This is a genomic window from Streptomyces sp. NPDC049577, from assembly GCF_040675635.1.
In the GTDB taxonomy this organism is placed as follows: Bacteria; Actinomycetota; Actinomycetes; order Streptomycetales; family Streptomycetaceae; genus Streptomyces.
Map to the genome: position 1 here is coordinate 17,598 of NZ_JBFAPH010000013.1, position 25,253 is coordinate 42,850.

The 25,253-nt window shown below is 71.2% G+C and carries 17 protein-coding genes; 12 read left to right on the top strand and 5 right to left on the bottom strand.

The features are described 5' to 3' along the window. Positions 1-40 precede the first annotated feature (40 nt). Together AB0K09_RS03370 and AB0K09_RS03375 are read left to right on the top strand one after the other, a co-directional pair. Positions 41-11,884, top strand: a complete 11,844-nt coding sequence (locus AB0K09_RS03370) for an SNF2-related protein (protein WP_366063544.1) — start codon at positions 41-43, stop codon at positions 11,882-11,884. A 235-nt stretch (positions 11,885-12,119) separates the two neighbouring features. After that, positions 12,120-12,926, top strand: coding sequence for a hypothetical protein (locus tag AB0K09_RS03375; protein ID WP_366063545.1), 807 nt, complete (start codon positions 12,120-12,122; stop codon positions 12,924-12,926). A 33-nt stretch (positions 12,927-12,959) separates the two neighbouring features. On the opposite strand, the gene AB0K09_RS03380 is transcribed toward AB0K09_RS03375, so the two are convergent. The 4 genes from AB0K09_RS03380 to AB0K09_RS03395 all read right to left on the bottom strand — a co-directional run bounded on the left by AB0K09_RS03380 (position 12,960) and on the right by AB0K09_RS03395 (position 15,979). Further along, positions 12,960-13,628 (bottom strand): ATP-binding protein, encoded by a 669-nt coding sequence (locus AB0K09_RS03380; protein WP_366063562.1) that lies wholly within the window; start codon positions 13,626-13,628, stop codon positions 12,960-12,962. Positions 13,629-13,630: 2 nt separating this feature from the next. Then, positions 13,631-14,791: a hypothetical protein gene (locus tag AB0K09_RS03385; RefSeq protein WP_366063546.1), complete on the bottom strand. Its 1,161-nt coding sequence runs from the start codon at positions 14,789-14,791 to the stop codon at positions 13,631-13,633. Between the two features lie 88 nt (positions 14,792-14,879). Further along, positions 14,880-15,311, bottom strand: coding sequence for a hypothetical protein (locus AB0K09_RS03390; RefSeq protein ID WP_366063547.1), 432 nt, complete (start codon positions 15,309-15,311; stop codon positions 14,880-14,882). A 2-nt stretch (positions 15,312-15,313) separates the two neighbouring features. After that, positions 15,314-15,979: a hypothetical protein gene (locus AB0K09_RS03395; RefSeq protein WP_366063548.1), complete on the bottom strand. Its 666-nt coding sequence runs from the start codon at positions 15,977-15,979 to the stop codon at positions 15,314-15,316. A 260-nt stretch (positions 15,980-16,239) separates the two neighbouring features. Between AB0K09_RS03395 and AB0K09_RS03400 the strand changes: the two genes are divergently transcribed. The 7 genes from AB0K09_RS03400 to AB0K09_RS03430 all read left to right on the top strand — a co-directional run bounded on the left by AB0K09_RS03400 (position 16,240) and on the right by AB0K09_RS03430 (position 20,749). Then, the gene (locus AB0K09_RS03400; RefSeq protein WP_366063549.1) at positions 16,240-16,716 is read left to right on the top strand and encodes a hypothetical protein; all 477 of its coding nucleotides are present in this window, start codon (positions 16,240-16,242) and stop codon (positions 16,714-16,716) included. Positions 16,717-16,739: 23 nt separating this feature from the next. Continuing rightward, positions 16,740-17,003: a DUF6372 family protein gene (locus AB0K09_RS03405; protein ID WP_366063550.1), complete on the top strand. Its 264-nt coding sequence runs from the start codon at positions 16,740-16,742 to the stop codon at positions 17,001-17,003. Beyond that, a complete protein-coding gene (locus AB0K09_RS03410; RefSeq protein ID WP_366063551.1) occupies positions 17,000-17,350 on the top strand; it encodes a hypothetical protein in 351 nt (116 codons plus the stop codon). The genes AB0K09_RS03405 and AB0K09_RS03410 overlap by 4 nt, the downstream gene beginning before the upstream one ends. After that, positions 17,341-18,513 carry a hypothetical protein gene (locus AB0K09_RS03415; protein WP_366063552.1) on the top strand — a complete coding sequence of 391 codons (1,173 nt, stop codon included), beginning with the start codon at positions 17,341-17,343 and terminating at the stop codon, positions 18,511-18,513. Before AB0K09_RS03410 ends, AB0K09_RS03415 begins: the two co-directional genes overlap by 10 nt. A 114-nt stretch (positions 18,514-18,627) precedes the next feature. Beyond that, positions 18,628-19,008: a hypothetical protein gene (locus AB0K09_RS03420; protein ID WP_366063553.1), complete on the top strand. Its 381-nt coding sequence runs from the start codon at positions 18,628-18,630 to the stop codon at positions 19,006-19,008. After that, a complete protein-coding gene (locus AB0K09_RS03425; protein ID WP_366063554.1) occupies positions 19,005-19,622 on the top strand; it encodes a hypothetical protein in 618 nt (205 codons plus the stop codon). Before AB0K09_RS03420 ends, AB0K09_RS03425 begins: the two co-directional genes overlap by 4 nt. After that, positions 19,619-20,749 (top strand): hypothetical protein, encoded by a 1,131-nt coding sequence (locus AB0K09_RS03430; protein ID WP_366063555.1) that lies wholly within the window; start codon positions 19,619-19,621, stop codon positions 20,747-20,749. Before AB0K09_RS03425 ends, AB0K09_RS03430 begins: the two co-directional genes overlap by 4 nt. A gap of 151 nt (positions 20,750-20,900) precedes the next feature. Here the strand turns inward: AB0K09_RS03430 and AB0K09_RS03435 are convergent, their stop codons facing one another. After that, positions 20,901-21,341 (bottom strand): hypothetical protein, encoded by a 441-nt coding sequence (locus tag AB0K09_RS03435; RefSeq protein WP_366063556.1) that lies wholly within the window; start codon positions 21,339-21,341, stop codon positions 20,901-20,903. 137 nt (positions 21,342-21,478) lie between these two features. Here AB0K09_RS03435 and AB0K09_RS03440 point away from each other — a divergent pair, with 137 nt between their 5' ends. The 3 genes from AB0K09_RS03440 to AB0K09_RS03450 all read left to right on the top strand — a co-directional run. Then, positions 21,479-22,105 carry a hypothetical protein gene (locus AB0K09_RS03440; RefSeq protein ID WP_366063557.1) on the top strand — a complete coding sequence of 209 codons (627 nt, stop codon included), beginning with the start codon at positions 21,479-21,481 and terminating at the stop codon, positions 22,103-22,105. Between the two features lie 65 nt (positions 22,106-22,170). Next, entirely contained in the window at positions 22,171-22,698 is a 528-nt protein-coding gene (locus tag AB0K09_RS03445) for an Lrp/AsnC family transcriptional regulator (RefSeq protein WP_366063558.1), read from the top strand. 92 nt (positions 22,699-22,790) lie between these two features. After that, positions 22,791-25,253: Helicase associated domain protein (locus tag AB0K09_RS03450; RefSeq protein ID WP_366063559.1), on the top strand; the 2,463-nt coding region annotated here is incomplete at its 3' end.

The window sequence follows — 25,253 nt, forward strand, 5'->3', positions numbered from 1 at the left end:
GGTCCTGGCGCTGGAATGGTGGGAGTCGGACTCCGAGACCGTGCACGTCTCGGAGGTCCTCGACCACGCCCCGGCCGCCCGCCGCAGCGTGCTCGGGCAGCACACCGACGATCCCCAGCAGGCACTCGCCGCGGTCGTCGCCGAGCGCGGGCACGTCGACCTCGCCCACATCGCGTGGATGCTCCAGACCGACGAGGCCGAGGCCCGCCGGCGCCTGGGCCGGAGCGTGTTCACCGACCCGCTCACCGGCGAGCTCCTGCACGGCGCCGACTACCTGTCCGGCGACGTGCGCAGCAAGCTGGAGATCGCCCGGCAGGCGGCCCGCCGGGATCCGGCCTTCGAGACCAACGTCGCCGAGCTCGAACGCGTCCAGCCCCGCGAACTCCTGCCGGGCCAGTTCGCCATCCGGCTCGGCGGGGCCTGGATCCCGGACGACATGGTGCAGTCGTTCTTCCGGGAGTACCTGGGGGATGCGCACCTGACCATCCAGCACTCGGGTGGCGGTAACTGGCACATCCGCAAGGGCCGCGGCCTGGCGGAAGAGGACGAGGTCCGCCACAGCGCGGGCGGGCTGTCCCCGCTCGCGCTGGTGTCCAAGGCGCTCAACGGCGGGTCCATGACCGGGCGCCCGGCGGACGACGAGGAAGCCGCCCGCGCCGTGCGGGTCAAGATCGACGAGTGGCGGGATGCGTTCGAGGCGTGGGTCCTGGACGACTCGATGCGCGCCGCGCGGGCCGCCGAGGTCTACAACCGCCAGATGAACAGCCGGGCGGTGCGGGACTTCACCGGCGCCCGCCCCTCCCTGGTCGGCCTCGACCCCGACTTCACCCCGTTTGACCACCAGCTGGCGGCGGCGGCTCGCATGGCCCACGAGCGCTGCCTCGTCCTCGCCCACGAGGTCGGCGCCGGCAAGACCGCGACGATGGCCATCGGCATCATGGCCATGAAGAACACCGGGCAGATCGACAAGCCCCTGGTGACGGTGCCCAACGGTCTGGTGGAGCAGTGGGAGAAGGAGGTCCGTCGCCTCTTCCCGACCGCCCGCATCATCACTCTGACCAGCGCCGACCTGGAGAACGGCAAGCGCGACCGGGTCCTGGAGTACGTCCGGGCAAACAGCTTCGACGTGATCATCATGTCGCACTCGCTGTTCGACACGATCCCCCTGAGCCCCGAGTTCTATGAGTTCTACAAGGACGAGGAACTACGGCGACTGAACGACCAGATCGTCCACGAGCGCAAGCGCGAGGGGAAGTCGGTCAGCCTCAAGCAGCTCGAGGAGCGCAAGAAGCAGTACGAGGAGGAGCTCAAGAGCCGCGCGGCGGCCGTCCGCACCCCCGGACAGGTGTACCTGGACGACCTGGGGGACTTCTTCGGGGTGGACGAGTGGCACGAGTACAAGAACCTCGCCGTGCGCTCGAAGATCCCCGGCGCGCGGGTGGAAGGCTCCGGCAAGGCCCAGCACCTCCACGCCGTCCTGGAATGGGCCCGCATCAACAAGCCCAAGGGCCCCATCGGCGTGCTGACCACCGGCACCCCGCTGACCAACGCGATCGGCGAGCTGCACACGCTGGTGCGGATGGCCAACCCGGAGCTGCTGAACGACATCGGCGCCGAAGAGTTCGACGCCTGGGCCGCGATGTACGGCCGCATGGTCGCGCGGCTGGAGATGAGCACCGACGGCAAGGCGTTCAAGAGCGTCGAGCGGTTCGCCTCCTTCCACAACGTCCCCTCCCTGGTGCGGCAGCTGTGGCACCCGGTCGTCGACTTCAAAAGCGCCGAAGACCTCGGCCTGGAGCGCCCCCGCATCAAGGGCGGGGAACCGGAGCTCATGCTCGTGCCGGCCACCGCCGACCAGCTCCAGCGCATGGAGGAGCTCGGCGAACGCTACGAGGCGTTCCATCAGGGCGGCGTCGACAAGAGCGTCGACAACCCGCTCTATATCAACAACGACGCGCGAGTGATCGCCCTCGACCCGCGGCTGGTCGACCCCGAGGCCGAGCCCGGCAACAAGCTCACCGCGCTCGCGGACCGCATCATCGCCACGTGGGAGAGGACCCGCGACAACCGCTACACCTACAGCACCAAGGACCGCCGCCCGCACCCCGTACCCGGCGGCTTGATCGGCGTCTTCCTCAACAACGGCACCCCGGGCAGCAAGAACCGCGGCGGCTTCGACGCCTACCAGGAGCTGAAGAACCTTCTGATCGAGCGAGGCATGCCCGCGGAGAAGATCGCGTTCATCCAGGACGCAGGGCGAGCCGACCAGCGCCGCAAGTTCCTCGACAAGGCCAACCACGGCGGCATCAACGTCGCCATCGGCTCCACCAAGAAGATGGGCAAGGGCCTCAACGCGCAGAACCGCATGGTGGCCCTCTTCCACGTCGACCCGGACTGGCGGCCCGCCGACATGGCCCAGCGCGACGGCCGCATCGTCCGCCACGGCAACCAGAACCCCGAGGTCGAGATCGCCTGGGTCGCCACCGAGAACACCTTCGACTCGCGCATGTACGGGCTGCTGGCCACCAAGGCCAAGGGCTTCAACCAGCTCTACAAGGCCCGCCTGGACACCCTCACCGACGAGATCCTGGAAGTCGACGACGCCAGCCTTCCCTACGAGGAGGCCATGGCGATCATCTCCGGCAATCCCTACCTGATCGCCCAGGAAGAGCTGCGGCGCGAGCTGCGCACGCTGGAGCTGGACCAGCGTGGCCGGGCTACCCAGCGCGCCATCGTGCACCAGAAGGTCCACCAGCTCCACCAGGACATCGAACGCCTCACCCGGGACATCACCCGCCGCGCCCGCGTCCTGCCGGCCCTGGAGCCGGTCCTCGGCGACGACTTCCGCATCACGCTCGACGGCATCGCCTACACCAAGCACAAGGACGCCGCCCGGCCGCTCATGCAGGCGCTTACCCAGGTCGGGCAGCGCCTCACCGAAGGCCGCCGCCCGACCACCCCGGACGTGGTCCTCGGGCGGCTCGGCGGGCTGGAGCTCGTGGCCGTCGGCTACCGCGACGACGCCGGCGAACCGCACGTCCGCCTGCACCTGGAGGGACTTCCCGGCTCGCTCCAGCGCTCCACCCTGGCCGAGCTGCCCGACCTCAAGGGCGAAACGGTCCTGCGGCGCCTGGTGAAGACCCTCACCGATGCCCCGGAGCGGCAGGAAGAGGACGAGGGAAACCTGACGGCCAAGCGCGCCACCCGCGACGAACTGCTGGTGTACGCGGAGCAGCTGCGCGGCCAGGTGCCTGGCCTGGGACGGGCACGCGAGCGCCTGAGCCTGGTCGACGCCCTCGTCACGGCGCAGGCCACGGTGAACAAGGCAGGCGAGCCGGCAGACAACGAGCCCGCGGCCGTCACCGACACCCGCCGCCAGGCCATCGCCCGCCGTGACCAGCTGCAACAGCAGCTCGACGCCTTCGACGCCGCGCCGCCGGCCCCGCAGGTCTCGCCCGAGGCGGGCGCCGTGCTGCTCGACATGGACGACGTCGGGCCCCGCCGCGACCCCGCGACGCTCAGCGCCAGCGAGCGCGAGAGCGAGGCCGCGATCCTGCGCGCCCACGTCACCGTTCACGGCGACCCCGACGGCAGGGTTGCCGCTCGTCTCACCGAACTCGACGAGACGAGCGAGCTCCCCGCGGCTGCCGAGCCCAGTACGCAGGAGATGCCCTCCACCGGCACCGTCGGGGAGCTGGCCGAGGCACAATCCGAGCAGGACTCGCAGCCGCCCGCCGATCCGGCAGCCACCACCTCTTCCCCGGCCCAGCCGTCGGCTCCCGAGCCGACCAGCAGCCAGACGCAGCCACCGGCCGACCAGGCGACCGCCGCTGAAGGTGCAGCGGCCGACGACGACCCGTACGGCACGGCGGACCTGTTCGCCGAGTTCGGCCTGACGCTGCCCGAGCGCGTCCCGGCTCCCGCGCCGCAGGAAGAGCCCGAGGAAGAGGAGGAGCCCCCGGGCGTCGCGGAGGGGCAGATGACGGTGGAGGAGGTCCAACCCACCATCAGCGCTGCCGCCTCCGCCAGCCCGACCGGTCAGGCGGAGGAGCGGGGAGGAGAGCCGGACGACACCCATGAACGGTTCGTCAGCACGGACGGGAAACTGACGTTCACCCTGCCCCGTATCCCCACCGACGACCTGCACCCCGAGGCCGTTGAGGGGTGGCAGCGGCGCCGCGACGAACTCGCCGCGGCCCTCGAATCCAAGAACGAGCAGGCCCTCCAGAGCCCCGAGCAGCGGGCGCAGGAGCTGGCCATGTGGCGGCGCTCCTACAAGACCGAGAACCGCCTGGAGCCGTTCAAACCGCTGCCTGCGCTACGCCTGGCCAAACGCGCGGACGCCCCTGGCCTCACACCGCAGGAGTACGCCATCGGCTCCTGGGTGTCCTGGCGGGACGAGAGGACCGGCCAGACGGTGACCGGGCAGGTGATGTCCCCCGGCGCGAACAAGGACACCTGGTACGTCAGCACCGACCGCACCGGCGTGACGGGCGAGTACCACGTCCTGAGCCGGAGCGGGACGAAGAAACAGGGGTACACCTACAGCCTCAGCGGCGCAGCCGCGGAGCTCCGGCCGGGCGGCAGTCCTCCGGAGCAGGTGCCGTTCGAGGCCCTGCCCGCCGTGGACGCCATCGCGGCGCGCCCCGTCGCGTCCTACGCCGACTACGTGCCCACCAACGGTCTGGCCCCGGTTCGCGAGCCCATCTCGGTGGCGGTCGGTGAGCCTGTGGTCCGTCTCCCCGAACTCGTCTTCGACGTCGTGGCGGACGGCATCCCGTTCGTGGTCAAGATGGACCGCCACGACGAGAGCGCCACCGAGCTCTTCGAACCGCGCGTCGAAGTCGACGGCGAAGTCGTCGTTCGTCTCGGGCAGGAGGAGACCCGGGCCGCGGCCGTCGACGCGTGCGTACGCGCGGCACGCCAAGCCCGGGAACTGGCCGGCAAGCAGCTGTACGGACGTTCCCGGATGCATGACCTCGACCTCGCTGAAGACGGCGTCTGCGCGAAGTGCAGCCGCACCTTCGGCGACACCGAAGTCCAGCCGCTGTACCGCGTCGACGGCGGGGCCCCGACGTGCAGCACGCATATCGCCGCCGCCCTCGACGTCGCGCCTGACAACGTCGAGGAACTGGGGCGGGCCCGGCGCATCATGGCTGCCCGCACTGCCCCCGAGCTCCCCACCAGCACCGAGCCCGTCGTGATCACGGCGCCGGAGACCACGGAGGCCATGCCCGCGACCGAACCGCGCGAGGTCGAGCGAGGCACCGTGGAGCCCGGAAACCTGATCACCGTCGTGGTGAGCGGCCGCAGCATCGAGCGGTCTACCCCCTGGGAGCAGGCCATACCGGAGACCATCTCCGTTACGGGCACCGTCTTCCCGGGTTACCGCAGCTACCACCAGAGCACCGACCTGCTCGACGCCGTGATCCGCGACGCCGACGGAAACGAGCTCGCCGTCGGAGAGGACGTCTTCGTCCGCCAGATGCCCGCCCAGGTGCACCTCACCCCGGCCGGACACCGCGACGACCTGCGGCCGGAAACCCGGACAGTTGCGCAAATCCGCCTGGGGGACCTCATCGCTGAAGGCGGCCGACGCGGCGAGGTCGTCACCGAACTGCGCTACGCGCACAAGGCCAGCAGGGGGTTCACCGGGTTTCAGACGCGCGACGTGACCAGCGGCAACGCAAACGGCTTCATCCTGCCCAATGCCGACGAGGTCCTCGTGGTACCCCGCGAGCGAAGGCCGGCCGAGGACGTCGCCACGGTGTTCGGCCGCCACCTCAACCGCGCACAGGCGGCCGCCGAGACCCGGCGCGTCCATGAGCTGCACACCGCCCTCGACGAGGCCGCGAGCCGCCAGTGGCCAGATGCCGGGGGTCCGCAGAGCGAGCTTCAGACGCTGCGGGACGCGATCCAGATGATCGATGCCGACGGCTCGGGCAGTGCTGTCTACCGGTCCAACGCCGCGGCGATGGACACCGCGGCGGCCGCCGCCACGGCCCTCTTCGAGTCCGCCGGCGACACCGCCCTCTACGGCGGATACCTCGGCGAGCCCCTGCACCAGCTCCGCCAACATCTGGACGTGCAAATTCACCGTTTGCGCGAGGACGCTGCCCGTCTGACGCGTGATCCAGAGGAGCGCGTCCACAAGCAGGCAACGCGCCTTTCGGCTACGACGCAGAGCGAGCAGATGGTCCTGGCCTTCGAAGACACAGGACAAGACCAGCGGCAGGTGGACCCCGCCCCAGGGCCGAAGGGCGGCCCGGAAGGGACCGCGCGCCGAACGTCCACATCCCTGGGAGCTGACGGGACCGAGCACGTCCGGGACGCCCTCGGCTTTCTGCCGGGCGAGCAACCCCTGCCGGACGCCTCTCCGGCCCCCGACCCGCAGCTCGGGGCTGGAGACCAGGCTGGAGAGCCCGCAGCAGGGCCGCAACGAAACGCCGCTGCGTCGAGCGTCCTCCCTCATGGGGCTGCTGCCAGCCGCTCAGTGCCATCGTGGGAGGAACTCCTGCCGTACGGGGAAGGCGAGCACCAGATCCTCGGCGCCGAGGGGGAACGGCTGCTCTTCGGCTCTCGCGAACGCATGCTGGAACTCGCGGCAGAGGGATTCATCCCGACGCCAGTCCTGAAGATGGAATCGTCGGGGCAGGTGTGGCGCAAGGGGCACTTCATCGGCACCGTGTCCCTCGCGCCCAAGCGCTACGGGGATCACGACAAGCCCGAGCAGTGGTCGACGCACAGACCGTTCTCCGTCGACCCGATCACTTTTGCCAGCCGCGAAGCGGCCATCGCATACCTGGTCCTGTGCGACCCGGTGAACGGTGCGCCCGACCTGAACCAAGTCGACCCTGACCTGGCCCGAGACCTGCAAGGACTCGCCAACAACCTCGATCTGCCTTCGGCTATGGAAGGACTGAAAGCGCTGGAGGGCGACCAGAACGCCCTTGAGCGGTTCGAAGCTCTTCGCGGGCTTCTGCACACGCTGGCATCGGGCGTCACGCCGAGCGGGAACACCGCCGACGACATTGCCCAGGTACACGACGAGCTCGTCTGGCTGACCACGCGCTACAAGGACCCCAAGGTCAAGCTCGGACAGCGGCATGCCCTCGGGCCGAGGTGGCTGGCACAGATGATGAGCGAATACCTCGATACGCTGCGACCAACGGACCAGCGGGCCGCGCACCATCAAGCGCGTCTCGACCGGGCTGCCGTCCAGATTCAGGACGAACTGCTGGCCGATGGCGGCCTGGCCCGGGCCAAGAGAGTCCCCCCGGGGAACATCCACCGAGGCGACCTCGTCAGGATCGAAGGCCGGGTGACCGGCTTGTACTCGGGAGCCACGGACAGACGGACCGGGTACGTCATCAGCGAGCCACGAAAGACCACCTTCACGACCCACGGACGGAAGGAAAAAGGGTGGCGTATCACCGTGGGGACCGCGCCATGGTCTGACAACGGCACAACGTTCCTCCTCCTGCCGAACAAGGGCGGTCTGCTCCTTGCCCGGGCCGCGGACATTGACTTCCCGTTCGGCCAGCACATCTACGGCCTGGGCGCCGGCGAGGTGTTCCACGGAGCGCTTGAGCCTGCCAACCACGTGCCGCACCGTGTCGAGCCAGACCCGCCCCAACAAAGGGGGCTGTTCGACCTCACGGTTGAGACGGCTCTGGGATTTGAGGATGCGCACGGCGCGGAAGCGGGAGCCGACGGGGCCGAGCACATGAGAGCTGGGCCGCGGACCATGGACCAGGAAGTCAGCCCGGACACCAGGTCGCAGGACGAACAGGTCCAGGCATCAGGGGCAAAGGGCGCGAGCGAGATGGCCGAGCCGGCCGCGCAGACCGTCCCCACCGACGCCGCACCGGAACCTGCGGAGCCGCGCGCTCCGATCGGCGCTCCTCGGTACAGCGACGGTCGACTCGGCCTTGCCCGTACGGCCCAGGCAGCCGAGGCTCATGACCTGGAGACAAACGTCTCCGTTGCCCAGGACGAGCCGCAGACGGCACAGGCCGACAGCGCTGCGGCCATGGCCGCAGCCCACTCGCAGAACCAGCTGACTGACCCTTCTGCTCCCACCGACCCCTCGGAGGAGACACTGTCCAGCGAGCAGCAGGCACTGCGCCCCGTGGCCAGCCCACGAGTGCGGCCCGTCGACCAGACCCTTACCACTGACAGCGACTACCGGCTCCACCTTCAGAGAGGGGGTGGTCACCCCAGCGCCGGAGAACTCCGCCATGACGGCGCCACCGTCGCCACGCTGCACCTGTCAGCGGGCGGGCAATGGTTCGCGCGCCTGGCCGTCGACGGCGTTCCTGCCGACATCACCGCCATGACCGGCACGCCGCAAGAGGCCGCGCACCACGGCGCGATCCTCTTCTCCGCGATCACAGGGGCCTCATATGGAGATGCCCCGGCCACATCCCGGGCCGAACAGGCCGCCTCGGACGTTGATGTGCTGCGCGACGAGGCGCAGCGCACCGCCGAGAGGCACCAGGATGAAATCTCGGCCGCAGCCGCGCGGATCTGGCCCTCCTCGTACGAGAAGAACCCGCACATTCAAGAGCTGACCAAGCGCCTCGGCGCGCTGGGGCAGGACAGGCTCGCCACCGCCGGCTCGAGACAGCTGGCCGCCCAGCTCCAGACCGTGCACGACGCGGCCACCGCCTGGCGCGCCGCACTGCCGCCGAGCACGAACACGGACGAGCGCCGGTTCCTCGCGTTTCCGCTGGCTCACCTCGCATACGACGTCACCCGCTTGCTGACCCGCCTGGAGGTCACGGTCGATGCAGTCCCCGATGAAGGCGCCGACCACCAGCAGGAGGCAGCAGCTGATCGCGTTGAGCAGGCCGGACTGGCTTCGGCGGTCGAGGCTGCTCCCGCAAACTCCCCGGCTGAAGTTAGACCCGAAGAGGAACCGGACTACGAGCTCCTTTACCCGGAGGCGTTCGACGAACCTCTCAACCCTGAGCCGCAAGGCCAGGAACCCGAAGTGCCGGAAGAGTCCGCGGTGCTGACTGATCCTGTTGAGGTTGACGATTCCACGCTCGCCGCTGGCCAGGAGTCTGCGGCGCCGTCGAGGGAGGGCACGACCATGGCTGAGGAGCAGCCGCAGGAATCCGCGTTGCCACCGATACCTGAGGCCCCGGTCCTCGCACTGATCGAACACGCCGGGACCGAGGCGGCCGCCGACCTGAACCGGGCACCCGCCACTGAACCGAACCAGGAGGCCGCGATGGCCACTCCAGCCCCGGCACCATCCGCCGTACTCCCCGGTCCGCACGAGGGATGGATCGTACGCGCCTCGCGCATCTACTTCGTGGAGACCCCGTCCACACAGCTACAGGCCCGGGCTGCCCGTGCCGCCGAGTTCGCCCGCGAGCAGCCTGACCTCGCTGCTGACGCGGTCGTCGAGCAGAGTGACACGGCGGGGGAGGACCAACTGCTGGCATGGGAGCTGGCCAACCCCGTGGCCCAGTTCGATGCCAACCTGCGCACAGCGCTCGCCGAGCTCGACGAAGGAAGCAGCCGCGTCGGCGAGCGGCGCGAGCTGATATCCGAGGCGGCCCAAAGCCTGAGAGGCCGCCTGGAAGAGATCGCCCGGACCGTCCAGGACGACTACGGCCGCCGCGCTGCGTCCGACGACGTGGCAGTGCGCGAGCAACTGGCCCGCGAACTGCAAGCATCGCCCCTGGCGCACCCGGTGCGTCGCGCTATCACCGAGGCTGTGGTGGAGACCATCGGCGCGGCGATGGAGCAGGCCCGGCAAAGCCGCATGGAGGTGCAGGCGGTCCGTACGGCGCTGGAGCAAGCTGCGGGCTGGAACGGTGCCTTCACCGAGCCGGGCCCGGAGGGTACCGTCGCACCCGTCTTCGTGGCAGCACTGACGGCCGAGACGGCGGCCGCGCAGGTCGCGTTGCGCACCCTGGAGGGTCAGGGCGAGCAACAGGCCGCAGACCAGCCCATCCTCGACGCCGAGGCCGGGCTTCCACAGAGCGAGTCCGCCGCTGAGGCGCCGGTGCTTCCGGAGATCGACGACGCGGACGTCGAGCTGGCTGCGGTGCGTGCCGACTCACGCGCGGACGCGCTGCGCGCCCTGTGGCGGGTAGGCCCCGCTGCGCTCGGTGTGCCGGAAGCTGTACACGACGCGGTACGGATGTCATGGCGTCAGGTCGGCGAGCAGGCCGCCGCCGAGGCCAGCCGGTACCGTGCTCAGTACGCGGCCGAGGTGGGCGCTATCCTCAACGACCTCATGGACGAAGGGGAGTTGGGGGCCGAGCTCTCGGGGAAGAAGGTCTCTCCCGAAGAACTCCAGGCCGCGGACGGCCGTGAAACGCCGGAGTCGTCACCGGCAGAGCAGGACATCAGCGAGCCGGAGCAGATCCCAGAAGTCGAAGCCCCGACCGAGGCGGAATCAGCGGCCCTCGAAGAGACTGAGGAGGCCCCCGCCGTATCGGAGTCCGTAGCCGAGCAGGCCGAAGGCGAGGCGGAGCAGGAGTCGCCGGACCCCCGTGAGGACGCTGGGGGTGCGCAGGAGAGCGGTGGTGCGGCGGAGCAGTCGGCCGCTGCCCCCGCTGAGCAGGGCCAGGACGACCCGGCCATGGTGACCTTTGCCCAGATCATGGCCGCTTTGGAGTCGCTGCGGGAGAGCGCCGCCGTGGAGCGCGCCGCGGCCGCCGGCCCGCAGGAGCCGCTCGCCGCCCTGAGCCAGGGGGTTGCCCAGCTCGGCACGGTGGTGGACCCGCCCAACGCGCCGCAGCCGACGGTGGACCTCGGGCTGACCGGGTTCGAGGAGGTGAAGCAGGCGTACGCCGCCGCCGCGCAGCACGGCCGCGAGTACAACGGCGCCCGCGAGTGGCGGCAGCTCACCGAGCTGTGGCAGTCCAGTCAGCAGGTCTGGGAGAACGCCCGCGACGTGCTGCGCCGGTCCGGCGCCCGCGTCGCGGACCGTGTCCGGGGGATCTGCCGGGCCGTCGGCGCCCGCGTGGCCGACGGCGTCGCGCGCCTGTCGGACCGACTTGCCCAGCGCCTGGCCAAGGCCGGCCGCGAGGGCTCGCCGGGCCACCGGGCTCTGCGGTCGCTCAGTGAGGCCGCCGAGCGCGGTGCGCACCGCCTGCGGGACCGGTCCGAGAACTTCGTTGTCTTCGGCCAGATCACCGACTCGCTCCGCGACCTGCGCACCGACCTGGCTCGCGGCACGGACATGGACGGCGAGCGCCAGGACGCCCCCGCCGGGGACCGGGCACCGGCGGCCCGGGACCGCGAGGTCGACGCCTTCCAACTGGTCAACGAGGCATTCGGTAATGCCTCACGGCACGGCCGCGAGTACAACGGCGCCCCCGAATGGCGCCGCCTCAATGCAGTGCTGCCCGTCGCCAACAGGGTCTTCGGCGAACAGCGCACGGCCGTCCTCGCCCGGTACGGCGCTGACCTTGTCACCGACATCCGGTGGCAAGGCGCCCTGCGGACCGCCGGCGTGCGTAGCCTGGACACCGTCGCCCTCCTCTCCCACAAGCTCGCCGAGCGCCTGGCCAAGGCCGGTCGCTACGACTCGCCCGGGCGGCGGGCGGTCCAGGACCTCGGCCACACCGCGCAGCGCGCCGCCTCGGCGGTGCGCGGGGACGAGGCCGTCGAGCGGGTCGCCGCTTTCGACCGGCTCAGCGAGGCGATCCGCGACCTCAAGGCCGACCTCGACCAGGTCCTGGACGACGGGCCCGGCCACGGCGCCGGTGCCGCAGTGCCCTTCGGCGAGCCGTCCCGCCCGGTCCTCGCTGCTCGCGAGGGTAAGCAGAAGACGGCCCGGCCGGACGACCACAACGAGCGGCCCGCTCAGCCGGCCCTGTCGGGTGGTCGGGGCACCGGGTCAGGGGTCGGCGAGTAGCGAACGTCAATCGGATCAAAAAGTGAATAGACGACAGATGCACCTGGAAGTGACCCGCAGAAAGGGGGCTCTCGCGCCCGTTCGGAACTGAGTCGGCGTGGCTGGGACCTTCCGGTCCCCGTGAGGGCGCCAGCGAGGCGGGTGCGGGATCTCTTCTTCGCGCACGCCCCGGAATCGTGAACTCACCCCTAAGTCTCACCTCTTAAGAGGTGAGACTTAGGGTAAGGTGCCGCTCATGACGACAGCAGCTGACGCCCCGTCTGTACCGGCGCAGAGCGCACCGACCGACCCGCCGCAGGGACGGATCGCGGAAGTGGCGGCCGGGGTGACCGCCGCCCTGGTGGCGGGGTGGGACGCCATCCGGGCCCGACACCCGCAGGTCCCCGACGCGGTCATCTCCATGGCGACGGGCGGGCGCGAGAGCAGGACCAAGAGCGCCCACTTCGCCCCCCACCGCTGGCGGATCCGCGAGGGGAGCGCCCTGCACCACGAGGTTTTCGTGACCGCGGAGTCCCTGGAGGACGGTGCGCGTGAGGTCTTCGGAGCCCTGTTGCACGAGGCCGCGCACGCCCTCAACAACGCCCGGGGCAAGCGGGACTGCTCGGCAAGCCAGTACCACAACAAGACGTTCCGGGACGCGGCCGCTGAGCTCGGGCTGATTCAGAAGGCGGACGTCGGCGACTACTTCAAGAAGAAGTACGGCTTCGCCGGCACCGCGCCCACCGACGAGACCGCTGCGGCCTACGATCAGCAGATCGCCGCCCTGGACGAGGCGATCCGCGCCACCCGCGTGCGGCCGGCCCAACGCACCCGGGCCGTCGTCGGCGGCGCCGGGGGGACGGCCAGCACCGCCGAGCTTGACGACGACGCGAGCGGCGATGAGCCGGAGGGGGCGGACGGACCCCCGGTGAAGGAGGACCGGAACTACGCCAAGGCCACCTGCCAGTGCGAACCGCCGACCGTGATCCGGGTCTCCCCGCGCACCTTGGCCAAGCGCACCATCCTGTGCGGCGAGTGCGTGAGCGCGTTCGAAGCAGAGTGACCGACGGCCCACCTGTCAACCTCCGCGACGCATTCACCGTCGCGGAGGACAGGTCATGGCCTGATGCACGGCGGCGAAACCCTCCGCGAGCAGGACGCTCGGGGTGGCTGCTCGCGCGAGGTCGTGTTGCCAGCGCAGCGTGTCGTCGGGTATGCGCCGGTTGGCCGGCCGCAGACGGTTCCGGGCCAGGCAGGTGTTGAGGTCGGGCAGGAAGCGCAGGGCGACGACGGGGCGGCCATGCCTGCGGGCCCGCTCCACGAGCCTGGCCCGCAGGTGCGCCTCCACGTTCGTGGAGTCCAGGAACACCGACGCCCCGGCGCTCAGGTAGTGCTCCAGCAGGGCGTTCTGCCGCTCCGCGGCGGCCGGGGTCACGGACTGGTCGCCCGTGTCGCCGCCGATCTCGTGGCGGAGGGAGTCGAGGCAGATCACCACGTCGACGTCCGCGGTGTCGGCGTACGTCGACTTGCCTGATGCCCCGGGGCCGACCGCGACCAGTAGCGTGCCGGGCGTCAGGTCGAGCGGCGGCGTGACCAGGAACGCGCGCTTCTTGTCGTCCTCGTCCAGCCCGGCCTGCGAGGCCAGTTCGGCGGTCACCTCCGGGTCGAGGTGCCCGGTGCTGTGGTGGGCGAGCACGGCGCCGTCGGTGTTGGTCTCGGTGGACGGCGGCGGGCAGAGGGGAAGGTGGGGCCGGTCGGTCCGCATGCTCACGCCTGCCCTTCCGGGTGTCCGGGGTGCGTGCACGGCCGGATCTTCCTGATGGCCTCGCGGCTCGTCTCGAAGCCGCAGGTCATGCAACGGATGGGGTAGCGCTTACTGGTCCCGCCGCGCAGGGGGTGCCCCAGGGTCTCCCACCCGGCGGCGGCGAACCGCTGCATCGCGGCCTGTTCAGCGTCGGTCGGGCGGTGCGGGCACGGCGTCATATGCTCGCTCTTGGACACCCGGGCCAGGACGGTCTCGCCGCAAGTGGGGCAACGCAATTTCCACGGGGTGGTCTCCCGCGCCGGCCGGGGGTCGACCGGTTCCCAGCCCGCCTCCCGTGCCTCCTGCTCGTACTTCTCGTCCTGGCGTGCTTTGCGCACGGCGCTGATCTCCCGGCGCTGCGCGATGGTCAGGGGCGGTGCGCCTGCCGGGTGCTGGCAGGTCGGGACCGCTTTGCCGGCGAGCGCGAGGTCGCGGGGCAGCAGGTCCCGTTCGGCGCCGCAGCGGATGCACCGCACCGCTACCGGGTCACTGAGCCAGCGGGGCATGCCGTCGACTGGTTGCCATCCGTTCAGCAGCAGCCGGTCGGCGTCGGGCTGGGTGTCACCGGCCTCGTAGCGCTGCCGCCACGCGTTGTACCAGGCGGGCGTCAGGACGTCGGCGAGGACGGTGTACTCGGCCAGGGTGAGCTCGTCCCGGAGCAGCACCGCCGACACGGCGTACTCCACGGCGCGCTGGACGACCCACTGCGCGGTCACGATGAATGCGACACGCAGGTCGCGCCGTGTCCGGCGGACGTCCTCGGCCAGCAGCCCCGTGCCTTCCAGGCCGTCCCGCGGGGAGTCGATCCCGACGGTCACGGACTGCCAGGTCGCCAGCGCGTCATAGTCACCGCTGGCGGTCACCTGGCGGGCGCGGGTCGCCACGGCGATGTCGAAGGTGTCCGCCACCGACTGCCACGCCCGGCCCTTGAGGTCGCTGATGTGCTCGAACTCCAGGTCGGGGTGGTGCATGTGCGCTTCGGCCTGGGCCTCCACGGCCTCCCGCCATGCCGCGGTCCCGGCTGCCTCGATCACCCGGGACAGGATGTCCTGCATCGCGTCGGGGGAAGCGGCCCGCAGGTAGGCGGTCAGGCTGTCCACGGCGCGGACGGAGTTCTCGGTCACGGCTGGTCCTTCCCGTCGTCGGTGCGCTTGGACTGTCCAGGTTGAGCATGAGGGTCCGGAAAATGGCCACGTTCTCGCTGGTCATGGTTTAGGCGCGGGCCTTCTGCCACGAGGGGTTTTCCGGGTCCCACACCGGGCTGATGTGCGCGCTGGTGCCCTTGCGGACGGAGTTGGCGGGGGAGGGCAGGTTGATTCGGACCCGGGAGACCGGCCGGTCATGCCCGCAGGCGAGGCAGGTGGCGTCCGCCCGGCGGGTGTTGTTGGTGTCGCAGTCGGGGCACTTCCAGACGGGTTCCGCCGCCTCCGGCTGCACGCGCAGGTCGGGAAGGCCGTGCTCGCGCATCACGTCGGACGCGGTCTCGATGAGGGCGCCGGACAGTTCGATCTCCAGCGCGTCCAGTACCTTGGGGTGGTCCTCGGGACGGTGACCCCACTCGATCAACAGGTTCGCGGCGACGTCGCGCATGCCGGTCATCGGCGACCAGTAGCAGGCGCGCAGCCACTCCGTGCTGACGCTCATGGTCAGCTCCTCGGGGTGTGGTCGGCGTCGCGGCCAGCGTCCAGGTGAGAGGCGGTGCCCTGCTCATCCACCTCGTACGGCTGGAGGCAGACGTGGCACTCCATCACGCCGTCGTCGTCCTGGTCGCCGTCGGCCGGGCGCGAACCGCCGTCCACATCAACAAAGTTGATGTTCGGGGAGCCCTCCAGCATGGACGGGTCGGGCGTCCAGGACGCGGACGTCTTGCCCGCGCCGCCAGGGTGCAGCCCCGCAGCCCGGGCGGCCTGTCGGGTGAACGCGAGACGGGCGAGGGCCTCGCGGAAGACGGGCACGTTCTCGCTGGTCATCTCGTAGGCGATGGCCTTCTGCCAGCTGGGGTTCTCCGGGTCCCACACCGCGCTGATGGGCGCGCTGGTGCCCTCCGGCCACCAGCCCTCGCGCACGCCGCGTGGGATGGCCCGGGACAGGGCGATGGTCGGCCCGTTGAGCTTGCCGAGCGCCTGGCGCAGCGTGTCGGCGTCGGCGTAGCCGCCGTTGTCGGTGACGACGATTTCGGCGAAGCGGCGGGCGCCGGCGGGCAGGGAGCGGAGGTAGCGTTCGGCGCGTTCGACGGTCCAGGCGGTGTCGATGATGGTCAGCTCCGCGCGGTGCTGGGCGGCGAGGACAACCAGCTTCTCGGCGAATTCCACGGATGCGCCTTCAATGGTGATCTTCACAGGGGCCTTCCGGCAGATTCTCACCCGGTTCTCCGGGGTCTGCACGGGAGTCTGCCGCACCGAACCCCTCCCCGTACAGACCTCGGAGAATCTGGCCGGAATTCTGCACGGGTTTTGGCGAAGTGATGACACAGTGCGTCTCGCCTCGGATAATGTGCCATATCCGAGGCGATAAACCGGACATGGTGCACCGTCACCACCGGCGCCCGCGACGGAGGGACAAAATCAGTCCAATGAGCACCGACGCGTACAAACACTGGCAAGACCTCCACGTCACCCACCCCGGCGACGTACCGCCGGCCACGCCGCTGACGTGGCTGGCGGAGAAGCACCAGCAGCACATCACCCGGCTGACCAACCGCCTCCTGCCCGCCGACTTCCCGCACGAGGTCGACCGCGGCACCGCCGACGACGCCCTCGCCGTCCTCGCGCTGCGCGAGGCCATCCGCCGCGAGATGGAGCACGGCCGCGGCGCCTACCTCCACGACGCCCTCGACCTCGGTGCCACCTGGAACCAGGCCGCCGCCGCCCTCGACCTCACCCCCGACGAGGCGCGCGACCTGCTGCGCGCCTGGGCCGAGGGCCAGCGCAAGCTGCATGCCGGGTCCGAGGAGCGCGGCGAGACGCCGCTAGGCCTCAGCGCCGAGCAGTACGCCGCCGTCCTGGCTCTGGTCGAACTCGGCGACGACGAACCGGCGACGACGCGGTGAGCACCGGACCCGCAGAGCGGCCGGTGAGCGAACCCGTGCTCGCGCTGCACCGGCCGGTGTTGTTCGGCTGGGAGCAGCACCGGCCCGGCGGCTGCCGGTGCCTGTGCGGCCTCTACCACCGCGAGAGCCCCGGACCGGTCACCGCGGGCGGCTGCACGGCCGCCGGCGAGCCGGGACTGCTGCTGCGCATCGACACCCCCGGAAAGTCGAGCGGCCCCCTGCCGCTGTGCCGCCCCTGCTACACCGCTCTTTCTTCGCTCGCCGGCGCCGAGGAGGGCCCGTCGTGACGACGGCCACCGTTCCCGCAACTCCCGTTGGCCCGGGGCAGCTTGAGCTGTTCCCCGTGCCCAGCCCGCGCATCGTCCTCACCTGCGCCCGCCCCGACGGCTCCCCGCTGACCGACGCCGACCTTACGGCCCTGGCCGAGCTGGCCCGTACCGCCACCACCTACCCCGTCCACGCGGCCGACGACCGCCACCTCCGCGTCACCCGGGGCGACGCCGACGCGGGAGCCTGGAGCGTCCTCCACGCCCCGCCGGCGCCCGTGCGCCGCACGGAGTTCAGCCAGATCAGCCTGCACACCGACCACCACCCGACCCCCGCCACCGAGAGGCCGACCCCCTCATGCCGCTGAGCGTCCCCCTGCTGCTGGTCCCCGGCGAACCGGATCGCCACTACACCGTCCACGTGCACCGCGTGCGCGGGCGTGCCGGCTCAAGGACCGTGCCGCCCACCGCCGACTACCTCGCGGCGCTGGAGGCCAACGCCCGCTTGGGCCTGACCTTTGTCTCCGAGTGCATCGCCGCCGAGCTGGCCGACTCCGACGTCGAGGTCATCGAACGCCCCGACGGATCGGCCGAGGCGGTGGCGCGCGTGCTGTGCGACTCCGACGCCTGCGCCGCCGTCGCCAAGCAGTACCGCCGCGACGCCGACGAGGACGTCGAGGCCGAGGCCGCCCGCGCGTGGGCCGCCACCAAGCTCCAAGACCAGACCATCGAACTCCTGCAAATGCGCGAGGAGGTGGAGCGCCCGACGCCCGGCAAGACGCCCGCGGACATACTCGCCGCCGTGCTGGCCGCCCAGCAGGAGCGCACCGGCGGCTTGCCCGACCGCGTCGTGCTGATGCTGGACGAGGCCGCCCACCTCTTCCGGGAGAACGGCCTCTTCCACGACCGGTCCCCGGAGGGGGTGCGCAGGGAGATTAACCGGTTGGTCCGGAAGAATCGTGCAATGCCGGAACCGCAGCGCTCCGCCGACACCTGGGCGATGCCCCCGACCGATGCGATAGCCGACCTGATCGCCATCCCGGACTGGGCGGTAAAAGCCCACCTGGACCTGCCGAACGCCTTCTACATGAAGCCCGAGCACCTCGTGCACGAGACCGAGACGCTGGCCCGCTCCGTCGCCGCGGACCAGACTCGGGGCCTCGGCGTGAAGCGGCTCGCGGAGCTGTGCCGCGAGGTCGCGCGCCGCTGCGACGCGGAGCCGCAGCCGCCGTGCCCCGCAGGCTGCGAGCCGGACGACGACCCCGGACACGCCCTGATGGACCGCATCGGCTACCGGCCCCGCGCGCTCCCGGCCGGCGAGGTCCGCGCCGCGCTCGGAGGCGCCGGACGGGACTGGTCGCTGCGCACCTTGCCGGACACCCTGCCGCAGGACGACGCCGCCCTGGTCCTGGTGTACCGCGAACCCACCCCGGGGCTCGCCCTGCTGGAGCACCTCCGCACCGGGAACGACGCGGCCGTTCCGGGCGACATCACCGTCTTGCTGCGGTGGCTCACCGCCGACGGGAAGTGATGGCGTCATGATGCTCACCACCGTCACCCTCCCCGCCGTCACCGCGGCGGCGAAGTGGGTGGCGGCGGAGCTGGAGGCGGCCGCCGCGACCGAGACGAAGGAGGACCAGGACCAGTGAGCACCGCCGAGATCGACGGCACGGCCGTCGTCACCGCGTACTTCGAGGACCGGATCGCCGAGGCGCAGAAGGAGGTGGAGGCGGCCCGGGCCGTGCTCGCCGCCGCCGAGGCCAAGGTCGCGCAGCGGAAGGTCGAGCGGGAGGCGTTCGTCCGGGACGGCTCCCTGCACCCGGCCGCGTACAACAGCGACACCGGTCAGCCAGAGTGGGAGCTGTGCCAGTGGGCGCAGGGTCGCATCGCCGACGTCGCCTTCACGGACATGACCCCCGCGGGCACCACCGTCTACGACCGGCTGCGGGCCGAGGAGAAGGCGGCCCACGCGTGGCTGCGCGAGCACGGCCGCATCGTTCCCGAGCCGTTCGGGGGGAGGGCATGACCGAGGCGCACGCCGCGATGACGGGCGCGGTCGACGCCGCCATGGGGCAAGCAGCCGTCGATGCCCGCGACACCTACACGGAGCAGGCGCCCCGGCTGCGGTCGGCGGTCGTCGCGGCGCCGATGGTCGACACCGTGGGCGAGTTGCGCGCCCTGCTGGAGCAGCTCCCCGGCGACATGCCGCTGTCCCTGGACGACCACCACTGGGCCCTGCCCGACGAGCCGAACCAGGTGCACACCGTGCACCCGAGCCTGGTGGCCACGGTCTCCGGGCTCGGCACCGAAGCCGAGAGCAAGCAGCCCGGACTGATGCTCACCCAGGTGTACGTGCCGTTCCAGGAGGAGCAGGCCGCCGTCGCCACCCGCGACGACCTGCCCGCGTACGGCGAACTCGCCCGGGCCGCGTACTACCTGGAGCGCGGGGAGCTGCGGGCGGGGCTGAAGGACGTCGCGGAGGTGCTGGAGGAGCTGGCCCACCTGGTGGGCGAGGTCGCGGCGGACTTCGCGGAGCACGACGAGGAGGGCTCGACTCTCAGGGTCGAGGCGAAGCGGATCACCCACGCTGCCGAGCGGGTCGGCAAGCTCGCCGATGAGGTGGAGGAGGTCGCCGAATGACGACCACCACGGAGTATGGGGCCGCGCTGGAGTCGGTGGAGGTGGTCGACGCCGAGCTGGTGGACGACGTCCCCGGTGCCGGCGAGGTCGCCGTGCCCGACCCGGTGGCCGCCGTCCTCAAGGCCCTGGACGCAGACGCCAAGGAACACCTCAACGCCATCCGGCCGACGAAGACCAAGGACGGCTACGCGCGCGACTGGGAGATCTGGGGCGAGTTCCACGACTGGCTCGCCGAGCGAACCGGCACCCGCCTGCCGCTCAGCAAGGTCACCGTCGGCACGTTCGTGTCGTTCGTGACCTACCTGGATCAGGTGGTCGAGGCGCCGCCGAACACGATCGAGCGCAGGATCACTGGCGTCACCGCGGAGGCCCGCAGGCACGGCTACACCGTGCCCAAGGAGGCCACGGAGGCGGCCCGGCGGGCGTTGAAGCCGCTCCGGCTGGACAAGAGGCGCCAGCAGCGCGGCCGCGGCAAGGCGGCCTCGCTCAGCCCGGCCGACCTGCGCGCGATGGCGGAAGCCCCGCACGAGCGCCAGCCGCAGCCGACGGCACGGCGCCGCATGGTCTACCGGGTGCCGGAGCTGGCCCGGCTGCGGGACCAGGCGCTCAACGCCCTCAAGGTGGGCATCGCCGGGCGCAACCAGGAGATGTCCGAGCTGGACGACCCGGACATCGAGATCGTGGACGAGGGGCTGATCGTCAGCGTGCCCTCGGTCAAGGGCCGTCCGGGCCGGAAGGCGCCCGTCACGTACGGCGAGAACCGCAGCACCTGCCCGGTGCGCTGCTGGCAGGCGTACAGGGCCGCCAAGCTCGCTGCCGGCGCGGACCCCGACGGCCCGGCGTTCCTGTCGGTCGACCAGTGGGGCCACCAGGGCACCAAACGCCTGTCGCCGGACGGCGTCGGCCGCGCTCTCGCGCGGTCCGCGAAGTACGCGGGCCTGACCGGGCGCCGGATCACCGGCCACTCCGCCCGGCGCACGCTGGTCACCCTCGGCATCAAGAACCGCAAGCGCGTCGACAAGCTCCGCCGCCAGGGCGGCTGGTCTGCCAACAGCCCGGTGTTCTGGGAGTACGTGGACGAGGGCGAGGCGTTCGAGGACGCCGCGACCAAGGGGATCGGCCTGTGAGCAGCGTCCGGCACGCGTGCCGGACGCAGACGGGGGAGTCCCCGTCGGCGTCTGCCGCCTGCGGGGACTCCCTTGCCGTGCGACTTCTCGGGCGCTGGCGGTGGAGGCCGCAATTGGGTGAGCCGGTCCGCTGAGGTCCGCACGCCGCTTCCTACCGGAGGCTGAGCAGATCGGACTCCCTCCCGTCGGCGCGTTCCTGCTGAGCCGCGCCACGTCGCCACTCGCGGCAGCCGGTGCCCCTGCACGACGGCCGCGGCGACCGGCCGGAGCTATTCCCCCGGTACCCGGCAGCCGTGCCGCACCGCGGGTCGTGTTCCCCGAGGACGCACAGCGACCAGACTGCTTCGCCCAGCGCCTCGGCGAACGCCGCGTCCCAGGTCGCCCGCCCGTAGACCTGGGTCGTGCTCACCCCCACTTCCTTGGCGGCTGTGGGGACAGGTGTCTGCTGGGCCACCAGGTCCAGCAGGCGCTCGCGCTGTTCGGCGCTGAACGCCCTCGCCGATGGCCCCGGTCTCGCATAGGTCGGCGTCCACCAATACGGCAGCACCAGTTCCACCAGCTTGCGGCGCCCCTCGGGGCGACTGGCGGACACTTTTCTCGCTGAACTTGCTTCAGGCACTTGCAACTTACCCCACGGGGTAAGTATCTTTGTGGGTGTCGGAGGAGGCACCCTCCGACACCCCGCCGGGTGGCCAGCAGGGGCCCCCGACACCTGTGGAGGGTACATCCATGACCGAGGTCCGGATCATCCGCTGCACCACCCCCACCGAGCTCTTCCGCCAGTACGTCGGCCAGGGCGCGCCCCAGCCCGTCTACATCGAACTCGACCTTCGGGAAGGGACCTTGCTTGCCGACTACGACGCCGAGGTCGGCGGGGCCGTCCCCTTCTCGGTCTTCCACAACTTCGAGCGCCGCTACGCCATCCCGCTGCTGACCGGGGCGGCGGCGAACCGGGTCATGGAGCAGATCGCGCCCCTGGCCGAGCGGATCCTGGCCGACTGGGAAGAGGTCTGGGACGGCAACAACAAGGTGGCCTGCCTGGGCGAGGACGCCCGCGCCGCCGAGGAGCAGCTGCGCGACGCCCTGGGCCTGGGGCTCGACGCGTCGGACCGCGAGGACCAGGGCTTCGACGAGGCGGACCTGGTCGCCGTGTGGGACATCGACGGGGCCGTCACCGGGGGCGAGGCGGAGGAGTACGACATCTCCTGCGACACCGACGACGACCGTCTGGAGGAGATCGCCGACGAGATCGTCCGTGATCTCGCCGACGTCAGCGAAAGCGGTGTCGCCGTGGTGCCCGGTCTGGAGGAGTACCTGCGCACTGTGCGCGAGGACCTCATCGAAGCGGCCGCCTGACCGCCTGCCCGTCCCCCCGCGCCCGTTCCGGGCGCGGGGCCCTGTCTGCAAGGAGCTCCCCTTTCGTGATGTCGGACTTCCACCAGCGGCTGGCCGCCGCCACCGCCCGCATCGAGTTCGGCAACGGCGAACGCATCGCCGGCGCCGACGACAAGGCCCGCGCGATCGGCGAGGAGGTTCAGCGCCGCGGGCGCGGTGGCGCCAAGCAGCTCGCGGACGAACTCGGCGTGTCCGAGAAGACCATTTCCGAGGCGGTCGCCAGGGCCCGCCGGCTCGGGGACGCGGGCGCCCGCTCGCTGCCGCACGACACCCTGGAGCGGCTGCTGGAGGCCGAGCGGCGCACCCTGCCGCCGTTGCCCGCTTCCCACTGGAAGGCGCTGGCGTGGATCGTGCGTGGCATCTTCATCGACGCCACGTGGATCGGTGATCCCGCCGGCCTGCTCGCCGGCGAGGCCGAAGACGCCGACCTGGGCGACGAGGCGCTGGGCGCGGAAGTGGCCGCCGCCTGTCGCAGCCTGAGCCGGGTGCAGGCCCTGGCCGTCATCGACGCCTGCCAGCGCGGCGACCTGGCCGGGCTGCCGGCCAGCGGCTGATCATCGTTCATCTTCCTGCCCAGCCGCGGCGGTCCGGGATACGGTTCCGACCCGCGGTGACGCACTGTTCATTTCCTTGGGGGAATTTCTCGATGAACGGGAACGTGTCCTTGCGGGGGTACCAGCAGGAGGCCGTCGAGGCCATCGCTTCCGGCCTGGCCGAAGGGGGCCGCGGGCAGCTGCATGCGGCCTGCGGCTCCGGCAAGACCCTCATCTCGGTGTTATCCGCCACTCGCCTGGTGCCCGGTGACGGTCTGCTCGTCGTCCTTGCCCCCTCGCTCGCGCTGGTCGCGCAGACGGTGCACGCATGGCGGGCCGCATCGCGGGTGGACGCGGTCTTGGCCGTCTGCTCCGACGACACCGTCACCGACGCCCCGGCTCACCTGGGGGACATCCCCGCGCACGTGACGACCGAGGTCGCGGAGATCGGCTCCTGGCTCGCCACCGCACGCGGCCGGCGCCTGGTAGTCGCCACCTACCTCTCCGCCCACCGGCTCGCCGAGGCACTGCGTAACGTCGGCGCCACAACGGACCTGGTCGTCCACGACGAGGCCCACCACCTCGCCGGACGCGCCGACCTGGCCACCCGCCAGATCCTCAGCGAGAGCGTCTTTCCGGCACGGCGCCGGCTGTTCATGACCGCGACCCCGCGCATCGACGACTTCAGGGCACAGACCCACCAGGGGCTGACGATGTCGGACACGGCCGTCTTCGGGCCGGTCCTTTTCACCTACTCCTGGGCCCGGGCAATCAGCGAGGGCTACCTTGATGACTACCGCGTGGTCATCGCCGGCGTCACCAAGGCCGAGATGCTCCAGCTGCTCCAGGACGACGAGCACCTGCACGTCGAGACCCCGGGCGGTCCGGACCTTCGCACCCTCGCCGCACAGAGCGTGCTGGCCAAAGCGGCCCGCCAGCACGGCCTGCGCCGCGTCATCGCCTTCTGCCACCGCCTGGAGGCCGCCGCCGAATTCGTCCGCTCCCTGCCCGGCACACTCCGGCGGGTCCCCGCCGACCAGCAGCCCGACGGCCCGGTCCACGCCGAGCGCATCACCGGCGAGCACACACACGCCCAGCGCGAGCAGATCCTGGACACCCTGCGCCACCCGCCCGGCACCTGGACCGTGATCGCCAACGTTCGGTGCCTGTCGGAAGGCGTGGACGTGCCGACCGTCGACGGGGTCCTGTTCACCCACCCCAAGCGCTCCCAGGTCGACATCGTCCAAGCCGTCGGCCGGGCCCTGCGCCGCTCCGGCGAGACCTCGGGCACCGCCACCGTGATCGTCCCCATCGTCGTGCCCGACTCCACCGAAAGCATCGGCGACCTCGACCCGGGCGACTTCCGCACCCTGTGGCAGGTCCTGCGCGCCCTGCGCGCCCACGACGAAAGCCTGGGGATCGAGCTGGACACCCAGCGCACCAAGGAGCACCGGGAGAACCCGCAGCTGCCCTCCCGCATCACCCTCCAGCTTCCCCCCGGCACCAGCGACGACCTGCTGCGCCAGCTCACCGCGCTGACCGTGCGCCAGACCACCTCTGCCTGGTGGACCGGCTACGGCCACGCCCGCACCTTCGCCGCCGAAAACCACCACCTCAACGTCCCCGCCACCCACGTCACCGACGACGGCTTCCACCTGGGCCACTGGATCCAAAACGCCCGCCAGCACCGGCGCAAGGGCTGGCTGCGCCCCGACCGCGTCGAGGCCCTGGAGAAGATCGGCATGGTCTGGGACACCACCGACCTGCCGTGGCAGCGCTTCCTCGACGAGCTGCGAGCCTTCAAACGCGAGCTCGGGCACGTCCTGGTGCCACAGACCTACACCTCCCCCACCGACTACCCCCTCGGCCAGAAGATCAACCACACCCGCAGCAACCGCCACCGCGTACCGGAGCACGTCCGCCGCACCCTCGACGGCCTGGGCATGGTGTGGGACACCCGGGACCTGCGCTGGCAACAGCTGTATGCGGCCTGCCAGCAGTACGCCGCCGAGCACGGCGACCTCCTCGTCCCCGGCTCCTACCGCACCCCCGACGGCTACCCCCTCGGCAAACGCCTCCAGCGGGCGCGCCGCAACGCGGCCCAAGGACGCCTCGACCCGGCCGAACGCGCCTCGCTGGAGGAACTCGGCATGAACTTCGACGAGGAGTCGACGACCTGGAAGAAGTTCATCGCCGCCTGCGACCGCTACGTCGCCGAACACGGCTCCCTGGCCGGCGTGGAGAAGGAGTACGTCGACGAGACCGGCTACGCCCTGGGCAGCCGGATCTCCTACTACCGCAACCTCCACGCCGGCACCAAGGCCGGGGGCAGGCCCGTCCCCGACCAGCGCCGCCGCGAACTCGACGCCCGCGGCATGGTCTGGCGTGTGGCCCCCACCCGCGACCTGACCGCGGACGACCGCCGTCTCCTGGACGGCCTGGAGGGGCCCGAACTCGGCGCCGCGGTCCTCAAGCTCGTCGACCAAGGCGTCACGGCCAAGAGCATCGGCGCGGCCCTGGGCTACTCGGACACCTACCTCACCACCAAGGTCGCGCACTACCGCGCCACCGGCACC

What these genes read in the sequence shown, in the direction of transcription:
- AB0K09_RS03375 (WP_366063545.1), top strand. Translation starts at nt 12,120, where the DNA reads ATGACGACAGCAGCTGACGCCCCGTCTGTACCGGCGCAGAGCGCACCG.
- AB0K09_RS03380 (WP_366063562.1), bottom strand. Translation starts at nt 13,628, where the DNA reads ATGCGGACCGACCGGCCCCACCTTCCCCTCTGCCCGCCGCCGTCCACC.
- AB0K09_RS03390 (WP_366063547.1), bottom strand. Translation starts at nt 15,311, where the DNA reads ATGAGCGTCAGCACGGAGTGGCTGCGCGCCTGCTACTGGTCGCCGATG.
- AB0K09_RS03400 (WP_366063549.1), top strand. Translation starts at nt 16,240, where the DNA reads ATGAGCACCGACGCGTACAAACACTGGCAAGACCTCCACGTCACCCAC.
- AB0K09_RS03415 (WP_366063552.1), top strand. Translation starts at nt 17,341, where the DNA reads ATGCCGCTGAGCGTCCCCCTGCTGCTGGTCCCCGGCGAACCGGATCGC.
- AB0K09_RS03425 (WP_366063554.1), top strand. Translation starts at nt 19,005, where the DNA reads ATGACCGAGGCGCACGCCGCGATGACGGGCGCGGTCGACGCCGCCATG.
- AB0K09_RS03430 (WP_366063555.1), top strand. Translation starts at nt 19,619, where the DNA reads ATGACGACCACCACGGAGTATGGGGCCGCGCTGGAGTCGGTGGAGGTG.
- AB0K09_RS03440 (WP_366063557.1), top strand. Translation starts at nt 21,479, where the DNA reads ATGACCGAGGTCCGGATCATCCGCTGCACCACCCCCACCGAGCTCTTC.